The organism is Streptomyces hygroscopicus subsp. hygroscopicus, assembly GCF_001553455.1.
Classification (GTDB): Bacteria; Actinomycetota; Actinomycetes; order Streptomycetales; family Streptomycetaceae; genus Streptomyces; species Streptomyces hygroscopicus.
On sequence record NZ_BBOX01000126.1, the window covers coordinates 25,546 to 37,279 of the forward strand.

An 11,734-nucleotide genomic window follows, 5' to 3' on the forward strand; every position below is an offset into this window, starting at 1 on the left:
GCCGCGCCCGCTCTACTGCACACCTTGGTGCGAATCCGTTCGTAGCGAATGCGTTCGGTCGGCCGCTTCGTGCGCCTCGTCACGCCGTCCCCCAGATCCACAGAAAGGGGTGATCTGTCATGGCGACCCCTTCCATACCGGCCGGCACTGGCGACAGCGTCACCGTCCCCAAGGACAACCGCTGGGTCCTGCTCGGCATCATGCTCGCCCTGCTGCTGTCGATGCTCGACGGCCTGATCGTCGGCACCGCGATGCCCACCGTCGTCGCCCACCTCGGTGGCCTGGACCACATGTCCTGGGTGGTGACCGGCTACACCCTGGCCACCGCCTGCTCCACCCCGGTCTGGGGCAAGCTCGGCGACCTGTTCAACCGCAAGACGGTCTTCCTCACCTCGGTCGCCCTCTTCATCGCGGCCTCCGTGCTGTGCGGCACGGCCGGCTCGATGACCGAGCTGATCATCTTCCGGATCATTCAGGGCCTGGGCGCGGGCGGCATGGGGGCAGGCGCCTTCTCCCTGATCGGCGCGCTGCTGCCGCCGCGAGAGCGCGGCAAGCACCAGGGCATGACCGCCGGTGTGATGGCCGTCGGACAGCTCGGCGGCCCCCTGGTCGGCGGGTTCGTCACCAGCCATCTGAGCTGGCAGTGGGCGTTCTACATCAACGTGCCCGTCGGCGTCATCTGCATCGCCTGGTGCTGGCTGCTGCTCCGCCTGCCGCCCGCGCAGCGCCGCGCGAAGGCCACCATCGACTGGCTCGGCATCATGTTCCTGACCGGCGCGATATCCGCGCTCGTCCTCGCCGCCACGTGGGCCGGCAGCACGTACGCCTGGCTTTCGTGGCAGATCACCGGCCTGGCCGTCCTCGCCCTTACCCTGCTCGCCGCGTTCATCGTCACCGAACGGCGCGCCACCGAGCCGCTGATGCCCTTGCGTATCTACAGCAGGCACCGCAACTTCCCTATCGCCGCGATCCTGCTGACCGCCAGCGGCATCACCGTGTTCGGAGCGACCCTCTACCTGCCGCTCTACCAGCAGGTCGTCCAAGGAGCCTCGGCCGCCAACTCCGGCCTCCTGCTGCTGCCCATGATGATCGCCACACTGATCACCTCCAGCATCGCCGGCAAGGTCATGACCGCGACCGGCCGCTACAAGATCTTCCCCGTACTGGGCACCCTGCTCATGGCCGTCGGCATGGGACTGCTGTCCACCATGAACACCGGCACTCCCCGCACCCTGACCTCCCTCTACATGGTGGTCCTCGGCGCAGGCACCGGCTTGTGCATGCAGATGTCCAGCACCATCGCCCAGAACGCCGTCGAACTACGCGACATCGGCTCCGCCTCCGCCGCCACCAACCTCTTCCGCAACCTCGGTGGCTCCATCGGCATCGCCATCTTCGCCTCCCTGTTCACCGGCACCGTCACCGCCCGCCCCACCCAGACAGCCCGCGGCCTCATCTACATCCACGACGTCGCCCATGCCACCCACCTGATCTTCCTCACTGGCGCCTGTATCGGAACTGCCGCACTGATCGCCTCCGTACTGATCGAGGAAGTACCCCTCCGCGGCAAGTCCGCAGCCGCCGCTTCAGCCGTACCCGATGCCCAGACCGCGTGACTCTCACCCACCCGGCCCTCCCGACGCGTCATGCCGGGCGAGGGGCGTCGGTGGCTCGCCGCCCGAGGGGGCGTCAGCGGCTCGCCGCGTGAGGGTGCCTTCGGGCCGGTCAGCCCGTCTCCCGGCTGCCCCAGCCCTCCCGGTACGCCGCCCAGTCCTCGTCCGTCGCCGCGAAGTCCACGTACAGCGCCAGCCCGAAGCGCTCACGGCGGTGGTCCTCGCGGCCGAGGCCGAGGCGGGCGCCGCGGACGGCCGCCGGAACCGTTTCGGCCCAGGCATGACGGCCGAAGTTGTTGGTGTGGTAGCCGGGGAGGCCCATGAGGAGATCCGTGGTCGGCGGGGTGGCCTCGAGCGCGAGCGCCGTCTGCTGGGCCACATAACCGCCGTAGAGGCGCTCCAGCGGCATCGAGGTGTCGTACGACATCACCGCGATCTGGTCGACCCGCCGCGCCACCTGCCCGAAGTACGACTGTGACCACCACTTCGGGTGGCCGGTGAGGAAGCCCGCGACCGAGTGCAGGGCGGGCAGCGGGTCGATCTGGTGGGCCGCGACCGACAGCGGGGCGTGGCGGGCACGGGTGAGGGTGTGCAGCGCGTCGAGCAGCGCGAGGTAGGCGCGGTCCTCGGAGTGCAGCGGCTCCAGGTCGAAGTGGACCCCGTCGAACCCCGCGTCCAGCACCTGCCGCGCCGAGGCCACGATCCGCGTGCGGTTGGCGCCGTCGGCGAGGCTGAGCCCGGTCGGGCCCTCGGTGTCCAGCACGTCGCCGAGCCACGCCTGGACGCGGACGCCGGGCAGTTCGCGGTGCACGGCCTTCAGCAGCCACCCCGCCTTCGGATAGCGCCCGTCGGGCAGGGTGCCGTCGTGCTCCAACGGGCCCGCGTGGACGTACAGATCGCGGATCCCGGTGCCGCGCACCCGCCGCGCCAGCTCCCGCAGCTCGGCCTCGCCGTTGCGGCCGTCCACCCATGCGTGCCCGAGCCAGACGGCGTCCCGGCCCCGCGTCTGGGTACCGGGCCCGGGATCGCCCGCGTACAGCAGCCGCAGGGAGATCCCGGCGGCCAGCACCGCGAGCAGCAGACACCCCACCAGACCGGTCACGATGCGTTTGGGCCAACGCAGCCGGGGGTGGGACCAGCCGCGTACGAGGGTGCCGCGTGCCTGCCGGAGGGCGGACACCATGGCCAGGACTATCCGGGGTCTCGTCACGGGGGGAGCGTAGCCAGCCGGGCGGGCACGTTCTCACGTCCGTAGGGAGAGCGGGTCCTGGGGTTGCGCGGAGAGCGGGTCCTCGCGTCGTGCGGAGAGCGCCGAGAGGTTCTCATGCGCCGGGAACACGGCTCATACGCCGAACAGCGCCCGGCACGGCTCCAGCCCGGCCACCTCCACCGGGGTGGTGCGGTGCTCCTCCCAGTCCGCGCGGTCCAGCCGCAGCCGCTGAAGGGTGCGCGCCTCGCCCCGTACGGCGAGCACGGACAGCCCGTCGGGGCGGTAGCCGAGCCGCCGGGACACCCCGAGCGAGCGGCCGTTCTCCACCATCGCGCCCGAGGTCAGCGACCGCGCGCCCAGGCCCTCGAACGCCAGGTGCGTCACCGCGGCCCGCATCTCCGTGCCCAGGCCCTTGCCCTGGTGGGCGGTGCCCAGCCAGGAGCCGGTCTCGGCCTCCCGGGTGACCGCGTACGCGCTCGCGGACAGGTCCTGCCGTCCGATCACCGCGCCCTCGTGCAGCACCGCGAGGCTGAGCGTCCACTGCTCCGGGCGCCACTCGGCGATCGTGCGCAGCACGTGCTGGAAGGATGAGCGTCCGCGCTCCTGCGGGGGCGCGTCGGTCCAGGGGAGGCTGAAGGGCATCTCGGCCGGGTCGTGCACCCCGTCCGCCGCGACGGCGGCGAGTTCGTCGAGCCGGGCGAGGTCGGGAAGCCGCAGTTCGAGGCGCGGGGTGCGGAGGCGAAGCCCGTACAGGGGCCAGTAATGGGGGTCCATGACGGGAGGCTGCCGGACGCACGGCCGCCGCGTCGAACCATTTAGAACCCGAGGGCGTTTCAGGACCCGATTGCTGCTGAAGACCGCCCGCTCGTCTTGAGGATCCGCGCGCCTCGCGGGGCTCGCGCGCCTTGCGGGGCTCGCGCGCCTTGCGGGGCTCGCGCGCCTTGCGGGGCCTGCGCGCCTTGCGGGGCTCGCGCGCCTCGCGGGGCGCGATTGCCTCGCAGGGCCGCTCGCCTCGCAGGGCCTGCGCGCCTCGCAAGGCGCGCGAGCCTTGTGGGACCTGTGCGCCTTGCGGGGCCGTTCGCTCTCCGTTCGGGACCTGGGTCGCTGTTCGAGGACCGGCCCGGCCCCTCGACGCCCGTTGACGGTCCCACGGGCGTCCGTCCCGCGCGGCGGTGAACAATTCGGTTGCCGCCGCGCCGGGGCGGAACGCATCCTGTCCCGATGCTCATCCGACGAGAGACCCACTCCGATACGGCCGCCACCCGCGCCGTCACCTCGGCCGCGTTCACGAAGTCGGACACGGAGGTCCCGGTCGAGGCCACGCTTCTGGACGAACTCCGCTCCAGCGACGCCTGGTTGCCCGCGCTGTCGTTCGTCGCCACCACCGGCGAACGCGGCGAGGTGATCGGACATGTCGTGTGCACCCGCGGCCACGTCGGATCCGAACTGGCCCTCGGTCTCGGCCCGCTCAGCGTGCACCCCGCCCATCAGCGCCGTGGCGTCGGCCTCGCGCTCGTCCACGCGGTGCTCGGCGCCGCGGACGCCTTCGGCGAGTCGCTGGTCGCCCTGCTGGGCAACCCCGCCTATTACGGGCGGTTCGGCTTCCGTCCGGCGGCCGAGTACGGCATCACGGCCCCGGACCCGGCCTGGGGCGAGTACTTCCAGGTCCGGACGCTGACCGCCTATCAGCCCACCCTCAAGGGGCTGTTCTCCTACGCCGAACCGTTCGACCGGGTCTGAGCCCCGGGCCGCTTCTGCACCGGATCGGCGCGTCGGGCGGGGGGAAAGCCGGACGATCTGTTCCCGGCACACCGACTCGGACGCCGTCCACCGGCTCCGGGGCCGGGATCCGGCCCTCGGCGACGGTCCCGGACAGCGAGCCGAGCACCGTCGGCCCGCCGGTGACCGCCGGCCCGGCCCGGTGCCCGGCCGCCACGAGGACCGGGGACGCCGCGCGGCGGGCACGATCGCGTCGAAGGAGAGCAGCGCGGTGGTCCGCGCGGGACCGTGCGGGGCGGCCGGGTTCAGCCGAGCGGTCGCGGGCGCGGCCAGCGCTGGTCGGCGGCCCAGGCCGCGAAGGAGGTCCAGGCGATGCCCGGGAAGTCGGCCCGCAGCGCGGCCAGGTCCACGTCATAGCCGGTTTCCGCGAGGAAGGTGAACATGGCTCCCATGTCCGCGCTCGCCTGACGGACCGTGTCCAGCGGCACATGGCGGTACTCCACCGGGCCACCGGCCGCCGAGGAGATCGCCGCTGCCATCTGCCGGGGGGTGGGCGCGTCACCCGCGACCTCCACCCGCCGTCCGATCCACCGCCCGGGGTCGGCGAGCACGGCGGCCACCACTGCGCCCAGGTCGCGGCGGGCGACCTGCTGGAGCGGGGTGTCCCCGGGGACCGCGAGCGACAGCAGGCCCTCGGCGATCTCGTCCAGGCCGCCCAGGGTGTTCTCGAAGAAGTACGTCGGCGCGACCACGGTCGCCGGCAGCCCCGCCTCGGTCAGCTTCCGCTCGATCCGTGCCTTGCTCTCGAAGTGGGGGATACCAGTGGAACGGTCGGCCGAGGCCACCGAGGCGAGCACCAGATGCGCCAGCCCCGCCCGGCCGGCGGCCTCGATGATCGCCGCCCCCTGCCGCACCTCGGCGTCCGTGCCCGACTCGAACGGCGTCGTCACCGCGAAGGCCGCCGACGAGCCGTCGAAGGCCGCCGCCAGCGACGCGGCGTCGCTCAGATCGCCGGCGACCACGTCCACCCCCTGCTGGGCGAGCCGCTGTGCTCGCGGGTGCGCGGGGTCGCGGACCACGGCCCGGACACCATGGCCCGAGTCCAGCAACGCCCGTGTCACCGCACCGCCTTGTCCGCCGGTGGCTCCCAGCACTGTGATCATGAACAACTCCGTAGAACGGCCGAGACCAGCGGCCTCGGAGCGCGATGGGGCTCGATCATGGCCCCGTGCGCCCATGGTGGTACATGATCACTCGCCGGGCGGCAGACGCGCCGTCAACCGTGTCGCCCGGCCGTCCCGGCGCGGGAAGCGGCGCGCACCGCGTCATGAGGTCAGCTCTGCATCGTGAAGGCGGGGCCGCGTCGTGAAGGCAACGCGGCGTCATGAGGTCAGCGCGGCGCGCCGTTCCACTGCCTCCGAGACGGCGCGGCCGAGACCTTCCTCGATGCTCCCGCCGAAGGCGGCATCGGCGAACTGGGCGAACCTGGCGACCACTTCGGCACCGGCGCTCTCGGGGGAACCGGCGTCGAACGGCGGCTGCGGGGTGTACTCCATGGCCAGCTGGGAGAGTTTCGCGGCGTCCTCCCCGAGAACGCGGGCGATGAGGGTGAGCGCGAAATCGATGCCCGCGGTCACTCCGCCGCCGGTGGCCCTGTTCCTGTCGACGCACACGCGCTCGTAGGACACCTCGACGCCGAACCGCGCCAGTTGGGCACGCGTGGCCCAGTGCGTCGCCGCCCGGTAGCCGTCGAGCAGGCCCGCCGCGGCGAGTACGAGCGAGCCGGTGCAGACGGAGGTGATGTACGAGGCCGTACGCCCCCGGTCCACGAGGAAGTCGATCTTGTCCTGGTCGAGCAGCACCTCGTGGACGTGGCCGCCGGGCACGAACAGGATGTCCAGGTCCGCGGGGCAGTCCTCGAGCGTGACGGTCGGCAGGACGGCCAGACCGATGTCGGAGGCCACGGGTGCGAGTGAGTCGGACACCAGGTGGACCCGCATGCCCGCACTCGAGAAGGCCAGGTGCGGGCCGACGAAGTCGAGTGTGGTGTGCCCCTCGAACAGCAGCATGCCGACGTCCAGCGGACGTGCGGCGTCGCCTGACCGCGAACTGTTCCCGTGCGTGCCTTCGACGGTCAACTCGGTCCTCCTTATGCGTCGAGCGTGTGGAATCACGCCCATTCGGGAGGCTAGGCACCGGTCGGCGCCGGAACCATGAGCGTTCCTGCCGTCCCCGCGCGGATTCTCGCCAGCGCCCCGCGGGCCCGCCGGTGCCTTGGGGACTCGTCGCCGGAGGCCCGCCTGTGCCTCGCGGGCTCGTCGGCGCGTCCCGGGTCCATCGGCGGCTCGCGGGTCTGTCGGCGCCTCGCGGGACCATGGGCAGGCACCTCGCAGGTCCGTCGGCACCTCGCGGGTCCGCCGGTGCCGTCGCGGGCGGGGTGCGACGGCACCGGCGGACCCGGCCGGTACGCCCCGTCAGCCGAACTGGCCGGGCCGGTAGTCACCGGCGGGCTGCCGGACGATGACGTTCAGGCGGTTGTACGCGTTGATGACGGCGATGAGGGACACCAGGGCCGCGAGCTGTTCCTCGTCGTAGTGCTTGGCGGCGTTCGCCCACGCCTCGTCCGTGACACCACCGGCCGCGTCGGCGAGGCGGGTGCCCTGCTCCGCCAGCTCCAGCGCGGCGCGCTCGGCGTCCGTGAACACCGTGGCCTCCCGCCAGACCGCGACCAGGTTGAGACGCGTCGAGGTCTCCCCGGCCTTCGCGGCCTCCTTGGTGTGCATGTCGAGGCAGAAACCACAGCCGTTGATCTGACTGGCGCGGATCTTCACCAGCTCCTGCGTCGCGGCCGGCAGCGGCGAGTCCGTGACCACCTTGCCCGCCGAATTGAGGTGCTTGAGGAACGTGGCCGCGAACGGGTTGCCGAAGAGGTTCAAGCGAGCATCCATGAGGGGCTCCTATGCTGTTGCTCGGTGGTGGTGACACCTCCTTGACGGATCCGCCCGGCACGATGTGACAGAGCCGGATGTAGAGCCGGATGTGACGTGCGTCTCGCCGTCCCGTCGCCCTTCCGGCAGCCACGGCCTTCCGCCGTTCGGCCACGGCCGTGGTGACAGGCGGAGGGAACAGCGGCAGGCGATGGACGGAACACCGGACCCGGGTCTATGCCGGTGGGTGTGACCTGCCGGAACGCTGCGGGCAGTGGTGGACGGTCCCACGGGGGCGGCCGGCCGGCGAAGAACCCACCGCCGCAGCACCCCTCCCCGTCGCCTCACGGGCGCTCAGCTCTCCGTGGAGACAGGCGAACACCGCGCACACCAGCGGCATGACCACTACAGGCAGCAGGAGAAGGGCCACGGCTGTGGGAAGGATCATCACCAGCACACCGGTGATCCACACATTGTCGTCGCTGAGCCACAGCATTCCGAGTCCGGCGAGGTGGGCAAGGGGGGCGGCTGCGTACCGGGCCAGCCAGAAGACGAGCACGGCGGCCGCGGTGACCAGCGTGCCCACGCCGAGGGTGCGCCATCGTGCGCGGCGGGTCAGCACCCAGGAGCGGTACAGCGCCATGAGTGGGGAACGGCGCTCCAGCACCGTCTCGGCGGTGGCGACCGAGAGACGGAAGTACAGCAGCGGGCCCAGACACCCGATGGCGATCGGCAGTACCCACCCCACCAGCGTGTACTGCGGCGTCGCGGTTTCGTGCAGGGGCGTGGGCTCGACGCCAGGCACCCTGCCGCTGTCGGCGAGGCCCCACAGCACCAGGCCCGCCATCTCCACGGCGCCCACAGCCAGTCCGGTCAACGTGTTGACCAGGAAGGCGGCGGGAAAGCGCCGACGGGTGCGCCGCCACAACTCGCGGGTGGTCAGTGGTCCGCCGTCGCGCGTGGCGTGGGAGTTGCCGATGGCGTACGCGGTGTGCAGGACGGAGACGACGGAGAGGGCCAGGACGAGCAGCAGCAGCGACACCACGGCACCGGCCCGCACCAACGGGGGCATCCCGCCGTCGGCGTAGGCCACGTAGGAGTCCTCGTTGGCGATGTTGGTGTCCGCGTAGTCCCGGACGCCCTCGAAGGTGTCCCAGGTCGCCGCGAATCCGCCGGCCACGATCGCGCATCCGAGCACGGCTGTCAGGGCGGACACGCGGAGGGTGAAGCCGTACAGCGCGCTGCGGTAGCGTCCGACGACGGCGAGCGCCCCGCCGATGATGCCGCCCGGCTGCTCGGCGGGATCGCCCACGCCCTCGGCCACCCGGCCGGTCGACTGGTCTCCGTCGTGCGCCATGACTTGGCCTGACCTCCGTGCGGCTCCGTAGTGACGACAGCCAAGACGTCGAGCCGGGCGCGTGAGTTCCCGGGGCCAGGCCCCGTTGGCCTCCGCACCGAACCGCTGCCGGTGCCCCGCGAGCCTGGCGGCCGACGAGGCATACGGCAACGGCCCGCGGCTTCCTCTTCCTCGGCGCCCCGGCGGCTGCCCCACCAATCGGCCACGAACCTGAGCTACCGAACCTGAGCGACCGAACCTGGGCTACCGGCCGCGTCCCTAGTGGTGCCAGGCGCGCCCGCCGGTGTTGTGGATGAACCGCTGCAGCACCTTCATGGTGGTCAGGTACTCCTCGTCGGAGATGCCCGCGTGCCGCTCCGCCCACAGCTCGTCCTGGAGGGCGGCGGCCTTGTCGTAGAACGCCCTGCCCGCCGCCGTGATGCCCAGACGTCCCCCGGCGTCCTCGGTGATCCAGCCCTGGGCGATGGTCGCGTCGATCTCCGCCTCCATGGCCTCCGGACCGGTGTCGAGGTAGTTCCGGAGCAGCCGGGACACCTCGGCGCGGGTCTTGACGGTCTCGGCCCGCGCGACCTGGGCGAGGACCCACCACTGTGGCTGGGTGGTGCCGATCTCGGCGAGGGCGGCCCGGATGCGGCTGACGACGGCCTTGTAGGCCGCCCAGCTCCAGTAGCCGATGGGCTGGCGTATCAGTTCGGCGTCACTGTGTGAGTACTCCATGGCTGACCGGTCCCTCCGTTGGATGCGAACTCGTTCCACGGAGACGACCGTAGAAGTTAAACCAAAGGTGAGGTCAAGGCCGTCGCCCGGCCCCTGCGCGGCGTCCCGGCCCATGCGCGGCGTCCCGGCCCGTCCCGGTCAGTCCCGGCCCGTCCCGGCCAGGACGGGTCCGGGCGATCACGTCCGGACCCCCGGACCCGTCCTGGTACGGAGAGCGGAGAGCGGTGTCCAGCCCTCGAAGGTGGCCTTCGGCCTCGCGCCAGGCCCGCAGGGCGTCGTCGTGGCCGACCCGGATGGGGCGGGTCCCCATTCCGAAGCCCGGCCCGCTGGTCCGCGCGGGGAGGCCGGTCACTTCGAGTCGATCCGTCCCAGCGGATCGCCGGCCGCGGCCAGGGTGCGGCGGAGGGTGGGCCATGCCTCGTCGTCGAGGCCCAGCGAGGTACGCAGATACGCGAGGGTGGCCTGCTGGACGACCGCGACGCGCTCGGGGCTCTCGTCGGTGGTCCGGGTGTCGAAGGATCCCTGGATGCCGCCGAGCCCGTGCTCCGCGCCGAACAGGGTCAGCAGATCAGTGGCGCCGGGGCTGAGGCGGTAGCCGTCGGTGAACCAGTCCGGGCCGCGCACCGTCAGCGGGGACTGGTCGTGGTCACCGGCGACTACGAGGCTGGGCGTTTTCAGCTCGGTGAAATCGGGGCTCATGAACGGGAAGTACTGGGCGGCGAGCGGGCTCAGGTCGGCGCCGCCGGTCCCGGGCAGGCACAGCAGCACCGCTGCCCTGACCCGCGGGTCGGCCAGGCTCTCACCGGGTGTGCCGTCGGCGCCGACGACCCGGGCGCCCACGAGTGTGCTGGCGGTCTGGGCGCCCCAGGAGTGTCCGGCGACCGCGACGCGGTCGCGGTCGACGCGGCCGGCCAGCCCTGGCACCTGGGCTTCGACGGCGTCGAGCCGGTCGAGGATGCCGGTCATGTCGTCGGCCCGGATGCGCCAGATCAGCGGAGTGCGCGGGTCGTCGGGGGCGAGGCCCAGCGAGTCGAGGTGGGTGGGCTGGACGACGACGAATCCATGGGAGGCCCAGTAGCCGGCCAGAGGCGTGTAGTCGTCCATGGACAAGGTCATGCCGTGCGAGAAGACGACGACGGGCAGACGGTGGCCGGTCGTCGGTGCCGAGACCCGCACGTGAAGGTCCTGGCCGCGGCCGGGGGCGGTGAGGGTGACCGGTCCGACGGAGATGACCGGGCCGGCCGTGTCGGTGCCGACGTGGGCTGAGGTGGTGTCGCTCAAGGGAATGGATGCCTTTCCGGGTGGGCTCGCGGGCCCGCTCTGTGCGACGATCTGCCAGGACAAGGAAATGCGGAGCGTCGCTCCGCATCACAATACGGAGCAGCGCTCCGCTTTGCAACTGGAGGTGCCCACGTGTCCACGGACGAGACGCCGCCGTCCCGTGCCGGCCGGGCCAAGCGAGACAAGCGAGCCGATGTTCGCCGGAACGAGCAGAAGCTCCTGGACGCGGCCGCGGCCGTGTTCGTCCGCTCGGGGATCGACGCGCCCGTGCGGGAGATCGCCGCCGAATCGGGCCTCGGCATGGGCACCATCTACCGCCACTTCCCCACCCGGGCGGACCTGGTGGTCGCGGTCTTCCGGCACCAGCTCGACGCGCTCGCCGCTGTCGCGGACCTCCCCCCGGCCGCCGACACCCCTGATGAGGTCTTGCGGCTATGGGTGCACCGGTTCGCCGACTTCCTGGTCACCAAGCACGGCCTGGCCGAGGCGCTGCACTCGGACCAGGCCGGATTCGAGGCCCTGCACGCCGAGTTCGTCGAGCGCCTGCTGCCCGTACTCGACCAGTTGCTGACAGCGTCCGCCGCCGCCGGCCGCACACGGGCCGACGTACGGGCCTACGACTTCATGCTCGCCATCGGCAACCTGTGCATCGGAGTGGAGACCTTCCCCGACTACCAGGCTCGTCGCATGATCGACCTGCTGCTCGCCGGTCTCCTCCAGCCTGCCCCGGCGCCGACAGGCGGTGACCTGGGATAGCACCGGCCCTCACCGGCTCTCGTCAGCCCTCGCTGGCCGGCTCCGGACGTGATCGCCCGGACACGTCCTTCCAAGGTGCGTATCGGGTCGTGATGAACGAGTGGTTCGTGTGAGGCCCTTGATCCAGGTCATTGCGGCGCGCAGGTGGAGGCCG

Annotated in this window: 11 protein-coding genes; 3 read left to right on the top strand and 8 right to left on the bottom strand. The window is 71.9% G+C overall.

The features are described 5' to 3' along the window. The first annotated feature begins 119 nt into the window (after positions 1 to 119). Entirely contained in the window at positions 120 to 1,616 is a 1,497-nt protein-coding gene (locus tag AXW62_RS14650) for an MDR family MFS transporter (RefSeq protein WP_060944920.1), read from the top strand. A 109-nt stretch (positions 1,617 to 1,725) separates the two neighbouring features. Here the strand turns inward: AXW62_RS14650 and AXW62_RS14655 are convergent, their stop codons facing one another. Together AXW62_RS14655 and AXW62_RS14660 are read right to left on the bottom strand one after the other, a co-directional pair. Next, a complete protein-coding gene (locus AXW62_RS14655; RefSeq protein WP_060944921.1) occupies positions 1,726 to 2,796 on the bottom strand; it encodes a glycoside hydrolase family 18 protein in 1,071 nt (356 codons plus the stop codon). Between the two features lie 159 nt (positions 2,797 to 2,955). Beyond that, on the bottom strand, positions 2,956 to 3,597 hold the full coding sequence (locus tag AXW62_RS14660; protein WP_079115625.1) for a GNAT family N-acetyltransferase: 642 nt from the start codon (positions 3,595 to 3,597) through the stop codon (positions 2,956 to 2,958). A 447-nt stretch (positions 3,598 to 4,044) separates the two neighbouring features. Between AXW62_RS14660 and AXW62_RS14665 the strand changes: the two genes are divergently transcribed. After that, the gene (locus AXW62_RS14665) at positions 4,045 to 4,563 is read left to right on the top strand and encodes a GNAT family N-acetyltransferase (RefSeq protein WP_060944922.1); all 519 of its coding nucleotides are present in this window, start codon (positions 4,045 to 4,047) and stop codon (positions 4,561 to 4,563) included. A gap of 284 nt (positions 4,564 to 4,847) precedes the next feature. Here the strand turns inward: AXW62_RS14665 and AXW62_RS14670 are convergent, their stop codons facing one another. From AXW62_RS14670 to AXW62_RS14695, 6 genes are all read right to left on the bottom strand, one after another. Then, positions 4,848 to 5,705 carry an NmrA/HSCARG family protein gene (locus tag AXW62_RS14670; protein WP_060944923.1) on the bottom strand — a complete coding sequence of 286 codons (858 nt, stop codon included), beginning with the start codon at positions 5,703 to 5,705 and terminating at the stop codon, positions 4,848 to 4,850. Between the two features lie 219 nt (positions 5,706 to 5,924). Next, a complete protein-coding gene (locus AXW62_RS14675) occupies positions 5,925 to 6,680 on the bottom strand; it encodes a DJ-1/PfpI family protein (protein WP_060944924.1) in 756 nt (251 codons plus the stop codon). A 336-nt stretch (positions 6,681 to 7,016) separates the two neighbouring features. Continuing rightward, positions 7,017 to 7,490 (bottom strand): carboxymuconolactone decarboxylase family protein, encoded by a 474-nt coding sequence (locus AXW62_RS14680; protein ID WP_060944925.1) that lies wholly within the window; start codon positions 7,488 to 7,490, stop codon positions 7,017 to 7,019. 214 nt (positions 7,491 to 7,704) lie between these two features. After that, the gene (locus tag AXW62_RS14685; protein ID WP_252368610.1) at positions 7,705 to 8,826 is read right to left on the bottom strand and encodes a hypothetical protein; all 1,122 of its coding nucleotides are present in this window, start codon (positions 8,824 to 8,826) and stop codon (positions 7,705 to 7,707) included. A gap of 258 nt (positions 8,827 to 9,084) precedes the next feature. Next, positions 9,085 to 9,543 (bottom strand): MarR family winged helix-turn-helix transcriptional regulator, encoded by a 459-nt coding sequence (locus tag AXW62_RS14690; protein ID WP_060944926.1) that lies wholly within the window; start codon positions 9,541 to 9,543, stop codon positions 9,085 to 9,087. Between the two features lie 348 nt (positions 9,544 to 9,891). Next, the gene (locus AXW62_RS14695; protein ID WP_435842783.1) at positions 9,892 to 10,830 is read right to left on the bottom strand and encodes an alpha/beta hydrolase family protein; all 939 of its coding nucleotides are present in this window, start codon (positions 10,828 to 10,830) and stop codon (positions 9,892 to 9,894) included. Between the two features lie 126 nt (positions 10,831 to 10,956). Between AXW62_RS14695 and AXW62_RS14700 the strand changes: the two genes are divergently transcribed. Beyond that, entirely contained in the window at positions 10,957 to 11,580 is a 624-nt protein-coding gene (locus AXW62_RS14700) for a TetR/AcrR family transcriptional regulator (RefSeq protein WP_060944928.1), read from the top strand. Positions 11,581 to 11,734: the final 154 nt, after the last annotated feature.

What these genes read in the sequence shown, in the direction of transcription:
- AXW62_RS14680 (WP_060944925.1), bottom strand. Translation starts at nt 7,490, where the DNA reads ATGGATGCTCGCTTGAACCTCTTCGGCAACCCGTTCGCGGCCACGTTC.
- AXW62_RS14650 (WP_060944920.1), top strand. Translation starts at nt 120, where the DNA reads ATGGCGACCCCTTCCATACCGGCCGGCACTGGCGACAGCGTCACCGTC.
- AXW62_RS14690 (WP_060944926.1), bottom strand. Translation starts at nt 9,543, where the DNA reads ATGGAGTACTCACACAGTGACGCCGAACTGATACGCCAGCCCATCGGC.
- AXW62_RS14670 (WP_060944923.1), bottom strand. Translation starts at nt 5,705, where the DNA reads ATGATCACAGTGCTGGGAGCCACCGGCGGACAAGGCGGTGCGGTGACA.
- AXW62_RS14655 (WP_060944921.1), bottom strand. Translation starts at nt 2,796, where the DNA reads ATGGTGTCCGCCCTCCGGCAGGCACGCGGCACCCTCGTACGCGGCTGG.
- AXW62_RS14665 (WP_060944922.1), top strand. Translation starts at nt 4,045, where the DNA reads ATGCTCATCCGACGAGAGACCCACTCCGATACGGCCGCCACCCGCGCC.
- AXW62_RS14660 (WP_079115625.1), bottom strand. Translation starts at nt 3,597, where the DNA reads ATGGACCCCCATTACTGGCCCCTGTACGGGCTTCGCCTCCGCACCCCG.
- AXW62_RS14685 (WP_252368610.1), bottom strand. Translation starts at nt 8,826, where the DNA reads ATGGCGCACGACGGAGACCAGTCGACCGGCCGGGTGGCCGAGGGCGTG.